The organism is Bacillus sp. AFS018417, assembly GCF_002560985.1.
Classification (GTDB): domain Bacteria; phylum Bacillota; class Bacilli; order Bacillales; family Bacillaceae_G; genus Bacillus_A; species Bacillus_A rhizoplanae.
Genome location: NZ_NTTM01000004.1, coordinates 72,475 through 89,083 on the forward strand (window position 1 = coordinate 72,475; position 16,609 = coordinate 89,083).

Genomic DNA, 16,609 nt, shown 5'->3' on the forward strand with positions numbered 1-16,609 from the left:
TAACGAGCGAGGTAATGAAAAAAGCTGGATGTTTTTTACATTTGGCTTATTTTCATTGTCTTATAGAAGACTAAAATTTTTTTTATATAAACTTTTAATCTGAAGACTATGACGTTCAGTTGCTTCTTTTTTTAGCCTTGGAATAAGACAAGCATGTGACATTCCGTGTTAAAATAGAGCCAAGTATGACGGAGAAAGGACGTTACAGTGTGAAAGAAGTAAAGTTTATTCATGCGGCAGATTTGCATTTGGATAGTCCGTTTAAAGGGATGGAATTGAATGTGCCAGCTTTTATATGGGAAAGAATGAAGGAAAGTACGTTTCGTTCGTTTGCGCGCATTGTTGATAAAGCGATTCAAGAACAGGTTGATTTTGTTTTGCTTGCGGGTGATTTGTATGATGCGGAGACGAGAAGTTTACGGGCGCAGGTGTTTGTTCGTGAGCAAATGAAGCGTTTGGCGCAGTATGACATTCCCGTATATGTGATTCACGGCAATCATGATCATTTAGGCGGAAGTTGGGCGGCAATTGAGTTTCCGAGTAATGTACATATTTTTACAGAGCCTTATATAGAAGAAAAATCATTTTATAAAAACGGTGAGCTGCTGGCATCCCTTTATGGATTTAGTTATCAGCAGCAAGCTGTGACGGATAATATGACAGAGCAATATAAAAAGATGACGGGTGCGCCTTTTCATATTGGGATGCTTCATGGAAGCGTTGAAGGAGATGCCGAGCATAATCGGTACGCGCCGTTTCAAATTCGTGAATTGAAGGAAAAGCAGTTTGATTACTGGGCGCTTGGTCATATACATAAGCGTGAAGTGTTAACAGAAGAACCGAGCATCGTGTATCCTGGCAATATTCAAGGGCGGCACCGAAAGGAAACAGGAGAGAAAGGTGCGTATGTTGTTTCCTTGTCTAAGCAAGGGACGGAATTGACATTTTTCAGTACGGCAGATGTTGTGTGGGATGAGATTTCTATCAACATTGATGAGCTAGAGACAGTTGACGATCTTATCCATGCATGTACAGAGAATATGAACGGTGTTCGAAAAGAAGAGGAAGGTTTGCTTGTGACGATGATGTTTACAGGGCAAGGCCCGCTTGCTTCTTATTTACGTGATGAGAAGCGCGTCGAGGAAATCCTTCATATTGTAGCGTCAGGTGAGGAGCGCAGTAATTTTGTACACGTCGTGAAATGGAAGAATGAAACGATTTCGTTTGCGGAAATTGAGAAGCTGAAGAAAGAGAATCATTTTATTGGGAATGTGCTGCAGGAGCTTGAGTCATTTTCTAGTATGGATGAGGTGCTGCGGATGATTTGGACTTCACCGGTTGCAAGGAAGGTACTTCATTCATTTTCTGAGGAAGAAAAGAAAGAGATTCAAAAGGGCGCCGAGAATATTATTTTAGAGCAATTACTAGAGCAAGAGAGGAGCAAAGCATGAGAATTGAAAAGCTTCATATTTACGGATATGGAAAATTAGAAAATGTCGAGCTCAACCTTTCCATGCTTACAGTATTGTACGGAGAAAATGAAGCAGGTAAGTCAACGATTCGTTCGTTCATGAAGAGCGTATTGTTTGGTTTTCCAACAAGAGGGCAGCGCCGCTATGAGCCGAAAGAAGGCGGGAAATACGGCGGAGCAATTACGGTTTTTACTGAGGAGTATGGACGCTTAAAAATTGAACGTCTTCCGAAAACAGCGGCCGGGGAAGTGACAATTTATTTTGCGGATGGAAAAACAGGCGGCGAAGATGTTTTAAAGCAGCTGTTAAACGGAATGAATGAGCAGTTGTTTGATTCTGTTTTTTCATTTGATATGCATGGTTTGCAAAATATTCACCATATCGGTGAAAACGATATTGGCAACTATTTATTTTCGGCAAGTGCAGTTGGCAGCGACGGGTTATTACGACTCGAAAAAATGCTTGAGAAAGAAATGGAGCAGCGCTTTAAGCCAAATGGCCGTAAGCCCGAAATTAATGTAGCATTGCAGGAGCTAAAAAAGCTGCAAGATCAGCTGGCTGATTGGCAAGGAAAGATTGCGGCGTATGAAGAGCTTGTGAAAAAGAAAAAGAGTATAGAAGAGCGTCTTACATTCATTCGCACAGAGCAGCAAGAAGCAGGAAAACGAAAACAAGATTATGAAGTGCTAGAAGCGTTGCAGCCACTGTTTCTAGAAAAACGTGCGTGTGAACGCTTTTTAGAACAACATGCGGGACATGCGTTTCCAGTTGATGGTCTAAAGCGTTATGAAGCGGTAAAAGCACGGCTTGAACCACTTCAGCTGCAAGGAGATGCACTGCAAAAGAAATTGAATGCAGCCCAAATTGAAATAGAAGCACTGCAAGTAAACGAAGAATTGCTTCAGCAAGAGGTGTATGTGGAAGAGCTTCGTTTGCAGCATATGTCTTATGAAGCAGCGCTGCAAGAAGTGCGGGATTTGACGGGGCGTATTTCACATATAGAGGAAGAAATACAAGATTTGCAGCAGCAAATCGGGATAGCGTTTGCGCGTGAGGATGTTCTTTCTTTTCAGACGAGTTTGGCTATGAAGGAAACAATTACGCAGATGATGCAGCAAGCAAAAGAGTTAGAGAAGCGTAAGCAACAGTTAGATGAAAGATTTAAAACAGATCAGGAACAGTTAGAGGAACAAGAGGAAGCAGTTAACAGGCTCAAAGCGCAAACGATGTCTGAAGAAGAGCGGGAGAGACATTTGCCAAAAGCGCAAAGTGCAGCGTCCCAGCAAAGAGGACAAGGACAGAAACGAAGTAACACCGCACCGCAGATGAATAAAGCTACGATGGTACTGTTCGTTATGAATGCTTTGCTGCTGCTTGCGGGCGTTTTAATGGACAATCGCAAGTTATTGTTTGTTGGTGTTTTTCTTTTAATTGGCCTTGTCGTTTTGTATGTGATGTATATGGGCTCTGCTTCTAAAGGGTCTGCGTCAGAGGGACATGAAAGTAATGAAGCGCTTGAAATAAGGTATCGTCTGGAGAAGGATGATGAAGTGCGGAAGCTATTAGAGCGCGAGGAATTTAAGTTAAAGCAAATTGAGCGAGGATATGAACGCGTTCTTTCTGAATATGATGAGTGGGAGCGTGATTTGTTTCAGGTGAATGAGCAGGTGAAATCGTATAAAGAGATGTACGCACTGCCAGATAGTTTTACGTATGCTCATATATTGCCGGCGTTTGAACGGCTTGAAAAGATGCAGCAATTGTACCGTGAGTTAGCGAAGCAGCAAGAACGAAAAGAACTGCAGGAAGACATGATTTCGCAGTTTGAACATAAACTAATGAAGCTAACTGTTTCTACAGAAGGAAACATGGACACACCGTCGTTATTTTTACATGGTATGAGTAAAGATGTGCAGAAAGAAAAGGAAAAGCAATTGCAGAAAAAGCAGTTGGAAGAAAAGGATGCTGCGTGGAAAGAAGAGTATGCGGCAGTGGAGCAGCAGATTTATCATCTATTAGAAGAACGTCAGCAGCTTTGGGACATTGCCGCGGCAACTGATGAAGAGGCCTTTTTAACGGCGGCAAAGCAAGCGGAGCAGATTGAAGAAAAGCAGCAGCAGCTTGATCGGTTAATTCCGCAAATGGATTTGTTGGAAGAACGATTAATGACTGCGGCGCTGGAGACCGGTTACCGTTTAGAAGGCTACGAAGAGGAGCGCCAAAAAGAGCAGGAGCAGCTAGAACAATTGATGCGCGAGGAAAAAGAATTGACGAATACACTGGCAGCTCTGCGTCTTGATATCTCCCAGTTAGAAGATGGTCGTACGTACGGTGATGTGCTTCATGAATGGGAACTAAAAAAATCACAAGTGCGTGAGCAAGTGAAAAAGTGGGCTGCATATGCTGCGGCAAAGGCTGTATTAAGTAAAACGAAGAAGTATTATCATGAAGTGCAGCTGCCGCGCATTTTGCAAAAGGCAGAAGAATACTTTGTGTATTTAACAGGCGGAAAATATGTAAAAGTCTTTTCGCCAGATGCAGAAGAGCCGTTTATTGTAGAAAGAGAAGATGGACTTCGTTTTTACAGTCATGAATTAAGCCAAGCGACAGCAGAGCAGCTGTATTTATCGCTGCGGTTTGCGTTAGCGCATACGTTTGAAGGGCAGTATCCGTTTATTATTGATGATAGCTTTGTACATTTTGATGTACTGCGGACAGAGCGGACTGTGCATCTTATGAAGGAATTAGCGAAAGAACGGCAGGTTATTTTCTTTACTTGTCATAAACATCTTCTATCTTTCTTTGAAGAAGATGAAATGCAAAGGTTAAACCAGTGAGGTTATGCTATACTAACAATATCGATGACGGTGGAGGAAAGAATATGAAAAAGAAAATTGCACAGTATGAAGTTGGTGAGCAAGTCGAGTTATTTTTAATGATTAAGTCGGCAACAAAAGGAATCGCAAGTAACGGAAAACCATTTTTAACAGTCATTTTGCAAGATCAAAGCGGAGATATTGAAGCGAAGCTATGGGATGTGTCACCTGAAGTAGAGCAGCAATATGTAGCGGAAACAATCGTAAAAGTAGCGGGAGATATTCAAAATTATAAAGGACGCATTCAACTTCGCGTAAAACAAATTCGAGTGGCAAATTCGAATGAAGTAACGGATATTTCGGACTTTGTGGAAAAGGCGCCACTCAAAAAAGAAGATATGGTTGAGAAAATTACACAGTACATATTTGAAATGAGCAACTCTAATATTCAGCGCATTACGAGACATTTGCTGAATAAGTATCAAAGTCAATTTTTAGATTATCCAGCAGCGACGAAAAATCATCATGAATTTGTATCGGGACTAGCGTATCATGTTGTATCAATGCTTGACTTAGCAAAAGCAATTGCAGCGTTATATCCGTCCCTTGATAAAGATTTATTGTATGCAGGCGTTATTTTACATGACCTTGGTAAAGTTATTGAATTATCAGGTCCAATTTCAACAACATATACGTTAGAAGGGAACTTGCTTGGCCACATTTCGATTATGGTAAATGAGATTGGCAAAGCAGCAGACGAGCTGCAAATTGAAGCAGAAGAAATATTGATTCTTCAGCACATCGTCTTATCCCATCACGGTAAAGCGGAATGGGGCAGTCCGAAGCCGCCGCTTGTAAAAGAAGCAGAAATTCTCCATTATATCGATAACTTAGATGCGAAGATGAACATGATGGATCGTGCGTTAAGCCGTACAAAACCAGGTGAATATACAGAGCGTGTCTTTGCGCTTGATAATCGTTCGTTTTATAAACCTACTTTCCATAACTAAAAAAGATTGCAAAAAAGATTCTACTATCGTGGTAGAATCTTTTTTTTATGATTATTGAAGTGAAGTAGAACAAAAAAATGATCAGCTCTACTGCAGAAAAATTATTGTAATAAAATAAATTATATCAAATAGTCTGTATATTACAAAAATATTGAAAATTACATCAATCGATAATAATATGTACATATCGACAAAAAAAGTCGACAACTTATACACAATAGGGGGGATTGCATTGAAAAAGAACAGAAAATTAAAAACTTTTTCAGTGTTGGCAACAGGGGCTGTGCTAAGTTCTATGTTTGCCTTCGGTGGTCATGCTGCTTATGCTGAATCATCATCAGAGCCATCTAGTTTCATAGATGAGAATTTAATACCGGAGGAACGTTTGGCGAATGCGTTAAAACAACGCGGGATTATTGATCCTTCTGCATCACAAGCAGAAACGTCGAAGGCTGTAGAAAAATATGTAGAGAAGAAAAAAGGCGAAAATCCTGGAAAGGAAACAACGCCAGAAGACAGTCTTACTCAGGAAGCTACTGATTTTATGAAAAAAGTAAAAGATGCAAAAATGGAAGAGAATGAGAACCAGCATCAGTCTAAGAATGGTCCATTAGCTGGACAAGTATCTGGATTAAATGGAAAGATACATGGAAATGGTAAAGTTCCGACATCTTCAGCGAAGCAAGCGGAATATAATGGGTCTGTTCGTAAAGATAAAGTTCTTGTGTTACTTGTAGAGTATAGCGATTTTAAACATAACAATATCAATCAAGAACCAGGATATATGTTTGCGAATGATTTTAATCGTGAGCATTATCAAAATATGCTGTTTGGAGATGAACAGTTTACACTATTCAATGGTTCGAAAATTAAAACGTTTAAACAATATTATGAAGAGCAATCTGGCGGCAGCTATACAGTTGATGGAACTGTAACAGAATGGTTGACTGTTCCAGGGAAAGCTGCAGATTACGGTGATGATGCTGGAACTGGTCATGATAATAAATTACCATTAGGACCACGTGATTTAGTAAAAGACGCGTTAAAAGCAGCAGTAGCAAAAGGAATTAATTTAGCTGATTTTGATCAATACGATCAGTACGATTACAACGGTAACGGTAATAAAAATGAGCCAGATGGAATTATTGATCATTTAATGGTTGTTCACGCTGGAGTTGGACAAGAAGCTGGCGGCGGTAAACTAGGTGACAATGCAATTTGGTCTCATCGTTCAAAACTTGGTGCACAACCTTATGCAATTGATGGCACAACAGCATCTGTTCCAAACTTTGGCGGAAAGATGGCTGCATATGATTACACAATTGAGCCTGAAGACGGTGCAGTTGGTGTATTTGCACATGAATTTGGTCACGATTTAGGTTTACCAGATGAGTATGATACAAAGTATTCAGGACAAGGTGAGCCAATTCAGGCTTGGTCTATTATGAGCGGCGGCAGCTGGGCTGGAAAAATTGCAGGAACAGAGCCAACAAGTTTCTCTCCGCAAAACAAAGAGTTCTTCCAAAAGAATATGAAAGGGAACTGGGCGAATATTGTAGAGGTAAACTATGATAAACTTGGCACTGGTATCGGATTTTCGACGTATTTAGATCAAAGTGTTACAAAATCAAAACGTCCAGGAATTATTCGTGTAAATTTACCGGATAAAAATTTGAAAAATATTGAACCTGGCTTTGGAAAGAAATTTTATTATAGTACAAAAGGAAATGATATACATACAACATTAGAGACACCAGTGTTTGATTTAACAAATGCAACGAATGCGAAATTTGATTACAAAGCATTCTATGAACTGGAAGCAAAATATGATTTCCTTGACGTATACGCTATTACGGAAGATGGAACGAAAACAAAGATTGATAGAATGGGTGACAAAGATATAAAGAATGGCGTAGATACAACGAATGATCAGTGGATTGGCAAGTCTTATGATTTAAGTCAATTCAAAGGGAAGAAAGTAAAACTACAATTTGAATATTTAACAGATGTTGCTGTAGCTTATAGAGGCTTTGCGCTTGATAATGCTACTTTAACGGTAGATAATAAAGTTGTTTTCTCTGATGATGCAGAAGGACAACCAAGCTTTACTTTAAAAGGATTTACTGTTTCTGATGGATTTGAGCAGAAGAAAAATAATTATTATTTAGAGTGGAGAAACTATGCAGGTTCTGACGAGGCATTACAATATGGACGCGGTCCAGCTTACAATACAGGACTTGTTGTATGGTATGCAGATCAAAGCTTTACAGATAACTGGGTTGGCATACATCCAGGTGAAGGATTCCTTGGAGTAGTGGATTCTCATCCAGAAGCGATTATTGGAACATTAAATGGCAAACCATCTGTGGAACAGAGTACTCGTTATCAAATTGCAGATGCTGCGTTCTCGTTTGATCAAACGCCAGCATGGAAAGTAAATTCACCGACGCGCGGAATCTTTGATTATAAAGGATTACCAGGTGTGTCTAAATTTGATGATTCTAAATCATATATCAATAGCGTAATTCCAGATGCAGGACGAAAACTTCCAAAGCTTGGAATTAAAATTGAAGTAGTAGGTCAAGCTGATGATAAGTCAGCAGGGGCAGTTTGGGTTCATCGATAAGTTGAAGGTCCTTTCAAAATAAAAGAGTCATAAAACCTTCCTTTCATTCATACAGTGAAACTAACAAAGCTTGTCTTATGAAAGGAAGGAATTTGAATGGAAACTTTACCATGGTGGATTTATCTCATTATTATTGGGATTATTGTGAGCGGTTATATGGTCTTATACACGTCGAAAAAAGAGCAAGAAATTGATAATGAGTTTATTGAAAAAGAAGGCGAAATATATATGAGACGCCTAGCAGAAGAACGGGAAAGACGTCATCAGGATAAGGATGAGGATTCCGTTTTGCTTTAATAGTTGTATGTTAGAGGATGAGTAGCCGAATGAACGGTTGCCATCCTTTTTTTATGGTATATCCGCGATTTTTACAATTCTGATGCCTGTTAATGCGGGATAAAATTCTGAAGGAGGAACTATGGTTATGAAAAGCTCTAAATCAATATCATTGGAAGCCACATTTGATGAATCCTCTCCAGCGCTACAGCTTCTTAATCTGTATAAACGATAAGTAATAAAACAGCAGTAGCTGGAAATCCCCAAAGAACACCAAGAGCAAATTTACTCAAACTTTCGCTTGCTTCACCTTGAACATATAACCAAATAATGCTTAATAAACTTACGAGTGGAAGGGCTGCTATAGCTCCTCCATATATAAGAAAACTGTTCTCGCATGAGAACGGTCTTCTTATTGTGTACCCATCATAAGTCCAATTCTACAAAGATCTTCTCGCGGATGGCCTCTAAATTTGTTTTAGTTCTTCATATTCAATCCCTCAAGGATTGTTTTAATCAGCGGTATTGATAATGACTCTAGACTTTGGTCAGAGTCGTGTATACCCCAGTGATAGATGATTCCCATTAGACTTTGTGTGACCATTGTAGAAATGACTTCCACACATTGGTCAGTGCCAATGGATCCTTGGTCCTTAGCTTCTTCAAGTAGTGTAAAGATGATTTGAAAGAGTGAACGGTTTGAATTTAAAAAGTAAGTGTGTTCTTTTGAATTTAGAGCGGAACTATAAATGACTTTCATAAGATCTTTACCCATTTCTTCTTCTAGAAAGCGCAATAATTTCTGAGTGAAAATAAATAGTTTTTCAAATGGGTCCATATCTTTCGGGAAAGAATGGAAAACTTCTAAATAATAATTGTCGACTTCTGTGAATCTCTCTAAAAATATGTCCGATTTAGCCGAAAAGTGTTGGTAAAATGAACCTTTTGAAGTGCCGGTTTTTTTCACGATTTCGTCGACTGTTACTTTGTCATAACCCTTTTGGCTAAAAAGTTTTAAAGCTGTTTTTAAAATTTTATCGCGTGTTACTTCTCCTCTGCGCTGCTTTTTTTTTGATTCTAGCATGAAAAATCCTCCGGAAATAAATTGACAGAATATTTATATTTTTATAAAATCAGACTACGGTCTAATTATAAACAGACTGCAGTCTAGTTAACAAGTTGATGTTTTATTCAAGTCTACCTCATAGATTTCGACTATCACAACGATTTCTAATTTTATTTTATTCTAACCAAAAAAGAAAGCGCTTTATAAAGAAATGGAGGGGAAATAATGGATAAAGTCATTGAGTCTAGTGAAATAAGAAAGTATTTCAAGAGTGGTGATGTAATTTTAACAGGAGGCTTTGGCTTATCAGGTACACCTTTAACGATCATTGATGAACTATTAGAAACAGATATTCGTGATTTAACGATTGTTAGTAATAATTTAGGGGATCTTGGACAAGGATTACATAAAGTATTCATGCAGGGAAAAATCAAAAAAGCAATTGGCTCCTTTTTTTCCATTAATAAAGAAGCGGTAATAGCCTGGTCTAAAGGCGAGCTTGAAATCGATTTGCTGCCTCAAGGTACATTAGCTGAAGCAATTCGCTGCGGTGGTGCCGGAATAGGTGGTTTTTACACAAGAACCGCCGTTGGTACTGAATTAAGCAAGGGCAAAGAGGAAAGAGAAATTGATGGAGAGAGATACATTTTTGAAAAGGCTATTAAAGGTGATGTCGCTATTATAAAGGCGGATAAAGCAGATCGAATTGGAAATTTAGTGTACCATACGACAGCTAGAAACTTTAACCCTATGATGGCTACAGCTGGAAAAATAGTCATTGCCGAAGTGAATGAAATTGTTGAAGTTGGTGAGCTGGACCCAGAATTTGTTGTGACGCCTCATGCGTATGTGGATTATGTCATCCAAAGCAAATATTCAAAGATAGGGAGTGATTATGTTGAGTCAAGATAAAAGACAAATTATTGCTAAGAGAATTGCCGAAGAATTAGAAGATGGACAGATTGTTAACTTAGGAGTTGGAATTCCTACTTTGGTTGCTTCCTATTTAGGTGATAAAGAGGTTTATTTACAATCTGAGAATGGATTGTTAGGTATGGGACCTTCTCCTGCAGAGGAAAATTTAGATATTGATTTAATTAATGCAGGAAAAGAACCGGTTACCTATTTGAAAGGTGCATCATTTTTTAATAGTGCTGATTCTTTTGCTTTGATTAGAGGTGGTCATATTGACGTAGCGGTTTTAGGCACACTTCAGGTGGATGTTCATGGTGAAATTGCCAACTGGGCCGTTCCGAATCAGCCGATTTTAGGCGTTGGTGGAGCGATGGATTTGGTGACAGGAGCAAAAAAGGTTATTGTCGCAGCTACCTTGTTTGCAAAGGATGGAACGTCTAAATTAGTCAAGGAATTATCATATAAAACTAGCGGAATTCGAAAAGTAGATTTATTTGTTTCCGATTACGCTGTTTTTAAATTTACGGATAAAGGCGTAAAAGTTGTAGAAATGATGGAAGAGATTTCAATACAAGAATTAAGTGAAAAGGTTGGTTTTGATTTAGAGTATGTGAATGATTTAACACTCGTAAGTAATAAGTGAAGAATGAAGGGCAACACATGGACAAGCAAAGAACAGTTATTGTGACAGGTGCAGCAGGCGGTATTACAGGAGAACATATTAAAGTCGCAGGCGGCATGTAATAAAAAAAGAGGAGGAAAAAGAATGGCAACTTATATTGTTGACGGAGCAAGAACAGCTTTTGGTACTTTTGGCGGGGCATTAAAAGATGTGACCGATATCGATTTGGGTGTAGCAGCAACGGAAGAGGCATTGAAAAGAAGCGGAATTCAAGCTTCTAATGTAGATGAAATCATATTTGGAAATATTATTCATACAAGCAGCGGCTCTGCTTATTTAGCCAGACATATCGGTTTAAAAAGCGGCATGGCAGAGTCATCATCTGCGCTTACACTTAATAGATTATGCGGTTCGGGCATGCAGTCTATCGTATCTGCCGCACAGTCCATTGCTTCTGGAGATGCAAAAGTAGTTGTCGCTGGAGGAACCGAAAATATGAGCTTATCACCGCATGTATTAAGAGGCACGCGCTTCGGCTCACCAAATAAAGCACCAAAAGTTGATGATATGTTATGGGAAACATTAACAGATAACTACGTTGGCTGTGGAATGGGGATGACAGCTGAAAACTTAGCTGAAAAATATTCAATTTCCCGAGAAGAGCAGGATCAGTTTTCTGTGGAATCACAAGAAAAGGCCATTGCAGCAAGAGATAGCGGTCGTTTTGCAGAGGAAATTGTTCCGATTAAGTTAAAAGGCAGAAAAGGCAAGGAAGTCGTTTTTGATACGGATGAGCATATTCGTGAAGGTGCATCTGTAGAAGGTTTAGCAAAATTGAAGCCCGCTTTTAAAAAGGATGGGACTGTTACACCAGGGAACGCGAGCGGCATTAATGATGGTGCAGCTGCTGTGTTAGTCGCATCTGAGGAGTATGTGAGTGAACATAACTTAAAGCCACTTGCGAAAATAGTAACATGGGGCGTTGCAGGAGTTGACCCGAGCATTATGGGTATTGGCCCCGTACCAGCAAGCAAAAAAGCATTAGAAAAGGCTGGTTTAAGCTTAGAGGATATTGGTTTGTTCGAATTTAATGAGGCATTTGCTTCACAATCTATTGCTGTAATTAAAGAGTTAGGTGTCGATAAGGAAAAGGTGAATGTGAACGGAGGGGCTGTTGCATTAGGCCATCCTGTAGGCGCAAGTGGTGCTAGAATCACCTATTCTTTAGCACTTGAAATGAGGAAAAGAAACGTTAAATATGGATTAGCTTCGCTTTGTATTGGCGGCGGACAAGGCATTGCCATTATTTTAGAAAATGTACAAAGCTGATGAAACAGATAGGGGGGATTTGATGAATCAGAATATTAAGGCTATAGAAGAAAGTACAATCCGTAAAACGATGAAACGCATTCTTCCAACTATATTAATTCTATATGTTGTTGCTTACTTAGACCGGGTAAACTTAGGCTATGCTGCTTTAGAAATGAATGCAGAATTAGCTTTATCTGCTGAAGTTTTTGGTCTTCTTTCCGGTATTTTCTTTATTGGCTATTTCTTTTTTGAGGTCCCAAGTAACATGATTATGCATAAAGTTGGGGCGCGCATTTGGATTGCACGGATTATGCTTTCATGGGGAATTATAGTAATCTTAACTGGTTTCGCGCAAACGACGACACATTTATACACTCTGCGTTTTCTATTAGGTATTGCTGAAGCCGGATTTTTTCCTGGAATTGTTTTGTATTTAACTTATTGGTTTAGAGCCCGTGAAAGAGGACGAGCAACAGCTGCATTACTGCTGGCTTTACCGATAGGCGGCCTAATCGGCGCACCAGTGTCAACGTGGATTATTGATAACATATTTTGGCTCAATATGTCAGGATGGAGATGGATGTTTATCCTTGAGGGCATCCCGGCCATTATCTTAGGTGTTCTTACTATTTTCTTCTTAACAAATAGACCTGCAAATGCAAAATGGTTATCGAAGGAAGAAAGAGATTGGCTGGAGGGCGAATTGAGTGCTGAACGGCAAGCAAGTTCAAAAGTAAATAAAGTCTCAAAACTAGACATGCTGAAGGATTCAAAGGTTTGGAAGTTATCTATGCTATATTTTGCTGTTTATACAGGTATCTATGGCTTGTCATTCTGGATGCCAACCATCATTAAATCCTTATCAGAAATTGCCACGACCAACTTAGAAATAGGCTGGTTAGCCATGATTCCTTCATTAGTAGGTATTCCGGCTATTATATTTGTCGGATGGTATTCGGATCGAACGAATGCGTACAAACAACATTTAATTGTTTGCTTTATTATCTCAGTATTGGGCTTTATCGGATGTGGCTTTTCAGAAAGCGTCTTTATGATGGTACTTATGTTAACAATTACATCTGCCGGATTATATGGATTTACTGGATGTTTCTTTGCCTACATGACATTTTTCTTCACCGAGTCTACTGCACCTGTTGGTATCGCTTTAGTCAATTCATTTGCGGCATTAGGCGGATTTGTAGGACCGATGATTCTTGGATCTGTAGCATTTACCCTTGGGATGTTTATTTTATCAGGATTACTAATAATCGGCCTTTTCACATTAATTACATTAAAATTGACAAGTAATAATAGTGTGGACACTGTCAAAGAAACACAGCCAATTGTTACTCAATCATAACGGATAATATTTAAAGGGACGCTAATCTTTAGTAAAACGGAGCTGTGTACCATAAACAAGATGTCACCAAGCACCCCCCGTGAGAATTATTAAGATGTTAAATATAGAAAAAAGTTAACCTATTTTGCTAAAGATAATTATTTAGTTAACAAGTGTATTGATGAGACGTTTAGTAGAAGAACGGGAGCGACGTCATCAAGACAAGGATGAGGATTCTGTTTTGCTTTAATAGTTGTATGTTAGAGGATGAGCAGCCGAGAGGTTGCCATCCTTTTTCGTTGTGGGGCTTTGAAAGAAAGTCGTTATATTTAAGTTGTTTAAAATTTTGACAATGCTTTACATTTTTTTAATAGTCTCTTAAATGGAAATTCATATCTGGGTGTTATTTTAGAGGGGTAATTTTGTATGAAGGAAATGGGGCTGTATAAAAATAAACATAGGAGAGGGAGAGTATTATGAAAAAATTTAAGTTACCTAAGTATTTTAACGTTTTAAGTGTTGCTGCATTAAGTGCTTGTCTAGCTTTATCACCTATTACTATTCATGCTGCTGAGCAAAAGGTATTACAGGAAAATGATGACCATTCTAGCGAGAAAAAGGATGGTGCAAACAACGTAAACGAAAAACGTTCCGTTAAGAGTCTAAGGTTTATTGGAGAGAAAAAAATTCCGTTCAATGAGAATTTTGAAGGAACTACTGTGGGTGGTCTTTCAGGACTTAGGTACGATTCTAAAAGTAACACGTGGGTTATGATAAGCGACGACAGATCAAGTTATAATCCTGCGCGTTTTTATAATGCGAGGCTCGACTATAATATTCAAGGTTTTCAGTCTATTCAATTGACCGGAGTGAATTTTTTAAAGCAAGCCGATGGAAGCGTTTATCCCAATCAAACACAATACACCACTCATGGTGGAGAAGTTCCCGATTTTGAATCCATAAACATTGATCCTCTAGATGGGAGTATTTGGTATGCGAGTGAGGGTGATCGTTCTCTTGGCTTAAATCCGTTCGTGAAACATGCCACTCGTGATGGACAATACTTATCTACATTGCCTTTGCCAGAAATATTTAAAGTATCACCAACACAAGAGACTGGAGCACGTAATAACCTGAGTTTTGAAGGTTCTACATTTGCACCCGACGGTAAGTCGCTATGGGTTGCAATGGAAGGTCCATTATATCAGGACGGGCCTATACCTACTCCAAACTCCGGGGCACTTTCACGGATCACTCAATACGATCGTAAAGGGAATGTACTAGGACAGTACGCATACCCTGTTGATTCAATTCCAACAACGCCAGCGCCTGGCAAATATGCAGATAATGGCGTGTCAGAGATTCTCGCGGTAAACAACCACGAGTTATTAACAGTTGAACGTTCTGGTGTACAAGGTGCAGATGGAACTTTTAAAAACTATATTCGTATTTATGAGATTGATCTTAACGGAGCTAGTAATATTAGTCATATAGATTCGTTACAAGAAGGCAAATTTAAGCCTGTTAAAAAGCGTCTGATTCTTGATTTGAACACATTAGGTTTATCTAAGCTTGACAATATCGAAGGCATTTCTTGGGGTCCTAAACTTGCAAACGGGAACGACAGTCTTGTACTAGTTTCAGATAATAATTTCAACTCTAGCCAGGTAACACAATTCTTAGCATTTGAAGTATTGTCAAAAAAGGCACCTATCAAAAAATGACGGTTTACATAAACAGATGTCGATTTTTTTCATCCCCCACTGATGGTTAGTTGAACCAATCGAGCTCTTACTGCCCGTTAATGCGGGATAAAAATCCAGTATAAAAATCACCTTTTAGTTAAACTAAAAGGTGATTTTTTGTGAAACTATATTAAAATTTTCTAGGTTATAATTAATGAATGTCATGTTTTCTGAAATTACCGCCCTTTACTTCTGCTACGTCATATACCGTAACGAAGGCATTTTCATCAATTTCATGTATGATTTCTTTCATTTTACTTTCTTCTAAACGGTTAATGACACAAGTGATTTCTTTAAATTTTTCATGTGAATAACCGCCGTAAACTTCATTATAAGTTGCACTTCGACCTAAGCGTTCTCGAATTGTCTCTACCATTAATTTAGGTTCCTTTGTGATAATTTTAAATGTTTTAGAACCACTTAAACCTACTTCAACGATGTGAATTACTTTAGAAGCAATAAAGTAAGCAATTGCTGAAAGAATAGCCCCTTCAAGACCAAATACTGTTGAGACAACAATAAAGATAAACATGTTTAAAAATAAGATGAGGTCACTTGTCCCAAAAGGTAATTTTCGAGAAAGTAATACGGCTAACATATCAATTCCATCTAATGCTCCGCCATTACGCAATGCTAACCCCATACCAAAACCGATGATAATCCCACCAACAACAGTAACTAACAATGTATCACCGTGAATAATAGTTCGTACGTTGTGCATAAGAACAGTACCGATTGCTAGTGAAGCAATACCGATAATCGAATAAATAGCAAAATTTTTACCAATTTGCTTATACCCCAACCAAACAAAAGGGATGTTAATGACTGCAATTAGAAGTCCTAATGGTAATCCAAGTAGTTGTGAGCTAACAATACTTAAACCCGTCACACCACCGTCTGAAACGTTGTTTGGGATTAATACCGATTCTAGTCCATATGCTGTTATAAATGCCCCAATAATAATCATTAATACTCGAAAAACGATTTTTAGTTTATTGGGCTTGCGTTTTTTGCTTATACTCATATAATTCCTCCATTTCAAACTATGTTCTCTTTTCGTTCCTACACATTTTTTTATGAGTTAGACTCATTCCTAATAACTATTCTAACATATTATCGTCAAAATACTTCTTGACACGGACCCTTTATATAGAAATTTTAACAATCCCTTCTAAAATGTAAAAAGATATCCAATTTTCTTTTAAGCTTTTATTCAATAAAACATTTTTTTCAAAACATGCTTTTTCTATTTAATCTTTCATCACGGGGATTATATCGACGAGTTTATCCTGCGGGCAGTAAGACCCTCACCTCAAGATGCAGAGAAAGCGAAGAAGATAGGTGGGGGATGAAGAAAACTTCCACTGATGGAAGTTTCACTGTTTATAAAAAAGAAAAGCTGAAATATCTT

At 38.5% G+C, this 16,609-nt stretch carries 12 protein-coding genes and 1 pseudogene; 10 read left to right on the forward strand and 3 right to left on the reverse strand.

Annotated elements, in window-relative coordinates:
• Nucleotides 1–209: 209 nt before the first annotated feature.
• From CN326_RS02550 to CN326_RS02570, 5 genes are all read left to right on the forward strand, one after another.
• A complete protein-coding gene (locus CN326_RS02550) occupies nucleotides 210–1,451 on the forward strand; it encodes a metallophosphoesterase family protein (RefSeq protein WP_098306259.1) in 1,242 nt (413 codons plus the stop codon).
• Nucleotides 1,448–4,309, forward strand: coding sequence for an ATP-binding protein (locus CN326_RS02555; RefSeq protein ID WP_098305914.1), 2,862 nt, complete (start codon nucleotides 1,448–1,450; stop codon nucleotides 4,307–4,309). Before CN326_RS02550 ends, CN326_RS02555 begins: the two co-directional genes overlap by 4 nt.
• 44 nt (nucleotides 4,310–4,353) lie before the next feature.
• Nucleotides 4,354–5,298 carry a 3'-5' exoribonuclease YhaM gene (yhaM, locus tag CN326_RS02560; RefSeq protein ID WP_098305916.1) on the forward strand — a complete coding sequence of 315 codons (945 nt, stop codon included), beginning with the start codon at nucleotides 4,354–4,356 and terminating at the stop codon, nucleotides 5,296–5,298.
• Between the two features lie 232 nt (nucleotides 5,299–5,530).
• Complete coding sequence (locus tag CN326_RS02565; RefSeq protein ID WP_176524515.1) at nucleotides 5,531–7,924, forward strand: immune inhibitor A domain-containing protein; 2,394 nt, start codon at nucleotides 5,531–5,533, stop codon at nucleotides 7,922–7,924.
• Nucleotides 7,925–8,020: 96 nt separating this feature from the next.
• Nucleotides 8,021–8,221 carry a sporulation YhaL family protein gene (locus CN326_RS02570; RefSeq protein WP_098305920.1) on the forward strand — a complete coding sequence of 67 codons (201 nt, stop codon included), beginning with the start codon at nucleotides 8,021–8,023 and terminating at the stop codon, nucleotides 8,219–8,221.
• Nucleotides 8,222–8,427: 206 nt separating this feature from the next.
• On the opposite strand, the pseudogene CN326_RS25510 reads toward CN326_RS02570, so the two are convergent.
• Together CN326_RS25510 and CN326_RS02580 are read right to left on the reverse strand one after the other, a co-directional pair.
• Nucleotides 8,428–8,577, reverse strand: a pseudogene (locus CN326_RS25510) (DUF3147 family protein); the annotation flags it as partial.
• Nucleotides 8,578–8,678: 101 nt separating this feature from the next.
• Nucleotides 8,679–9,284, reverse strand: a complete 606-nt coding sequence (locus CN326_RS02580) for a TetR/AcrR family transcriptional regulator (protein WP_098305922.1) — start codon at nucleotides 9,282–9,284, stop codon at nucleotides 8,679–8,681.
• 207 nt (nucleotides 9,285–9,491) lie between these two features.
• Between CN326_RS02580 and CN326_RS02585 the strand changes: the two genes are divergently transcribed.
• The 5 genes from CN326_RS02585 to CN326_RS02605 all read left to right on the forward strand — a co-directional run bounded on the left by CN326_RS02585 (nucleotide 9,492) and on the right by CN326_RS02605 (nucleotide 15,177).
• Nucleotides 9,492–10,178, forward strand: a complete 687-nt coding sequence (locus CN326_RS02585) for a CoA transferase subunit A (RefSeq protein WP_098305924.1) — start codon at nucleotides 9,492–9,494, stop codon at nucleotides 10,176–10,178.
• Nucleotides 10,162–10,824: a 3-oxoacid CoA-transferase subunit B gene (locus tag CN326_RS02590; RefSeq protein WP_098305926.1), complete on the forward strand. Its 663-nt coding sequence runs from the start codon at nucleotides 10,162–10,164 to the stop codon at nucleotides 10,822–10,824. Before CN326_RS02585 ends, CN326_RS02590 begins: the two co-directional genes overlap by 17 nt.
• A gap of 123 nt (nucleotides 10,825–10,947) precedes the next feature.
• Complete coding sequence (locus CN326_RS02595; protein ID WP_098305928.1) at nucleotides 10,948–12,132, forward strand: acetyl-CoA C-acetyltransferase; 1,185 nt, start codon at nucleotides 10,948–10,950, stop codon at nucleotides 12,130–12,132.
• A 22-nt stretch (nucleotides 12,133–12,154) separates the two neighbouring features.
• Nucleotides 12,155–13,474: an MFS transporter gene (locus tag CN326_RS02600; RefSeq protein WP_098305930.1), complete on the forward strand. Its 1,320-nt coding sequence runs from the start codon at nucleotides 12,155–12,157 to the stop codon at nucleotides 13,472–13,474.
• Nucleotides 13,475–13,929: 455 nt separating this feature from the next.
• The gene (locus CN326_RS02605) at nucleotides 13,930–15,177 is read left to right on the forward strand and encodes an esterase-like activity of phytase family protein (RefSeq protein ID WP_098305932.1); all 1,248 of its coding nucleotides are present in this window, start codon (nucleotides 13,930–13,932) and stop codon (nucleotides 15,175–15,177) included.
• A 172-nt stretch (nucleotides 15,178–15,349) separates the two neighbouring features.
• On the opposite strand, the gene CN326_RS02610 is transcribed toward CN326_RS02605, so the two are convergent.
• Nucleotides 15,350–16,222 (reverse strand): YitT family protein, encoded by an 873-nt coding sequence (locus CN326_RS02610; protein ID WP_176524516.1) that lies wholly within the window; start codon nucleotides 16,220–16,222, stop codon nucleotides 15,350–15,352.
• Between the last annotated feature and the right edge of the window lie 387 nt (nucleotides 16,223–16,609).

What these genes read in the sequence shown, in the direction of transcription:
- CN326_RS02595 (WP_098305928.1), top strand. Translation starts at nt 10,948, where the DNA reads ATGGCAACTTATATTGTTGACGGAGCAAGAACAGCTTTTGGTACTTTT.
- CN326_RS02605 (WP_098305932.1), top strand. Translation starts at nt 13,930, where the DNA reads ATGAAAAAATTTAAGTTACCTAAGTATTTTAACGTTTTAAGTGTTGCT.
- CN326_RS02570 (WP_098305920.1), top strand. Translation starts at nt 8,021, where the DNA reads ATGGAAACTTTACCATGGTGGATTTATCTCATTATTATTGGGATTATT.
- CN326_RS02555 (WP_098305914.1), top strand. Translation starts at nt 1,448, where the DNA reads ATGAGAATTGAAAAGCTTCATATTTACGGATATGGAAAATTAGAAAAT.
- CN326_RS02610 (WP_176524516.1), bottom strand. Translation starts at nt 16,222, where the DNA reads ATGAGTATAAGCAAAAAACGCAAGCCCAATAAACTAAAAATCGTTTTT.
- CN326_RS02590 (WP_098305926.1), top strand. Translation starts at nt 10,162, where the DNA reads ATGTTGAGTCAAGATAAAAGACAAATTATTGCTAAGAGAATTGCCGAA.
- CN326_RS02600 (WP_098305930.1), top strand. Translation starts at nt 12,155, where the DNA reads ATGAATCAGAATATTAAGGCTATAGAAGAAAGTACAATCCGTAAAACG.
- yhaM (WP_098305916.1), top strand. Translation starts at nt 4,354, where the DNA reads ATGAAAAAGAAAATTGCACAGTATGAAGTTGGTGAGCAAGTCGAGTTA.
- CN326_RS02580 (WP_098305922.1), bottom strand. Translation starts at nt 9,284, where the DNA reads ATGCTAGAATCAAAAAAAAAGCAGCGCAGAGGAGAAGTAACACGCGAT.
- CN326_RS02585 (WP_098305924.1), top strand. Translation starts at nt 9,492, where the DNA reads ATGGATAAAGTCATTGAGTCTAGTGAAATAAGAAAGTATTTCAAGAGT.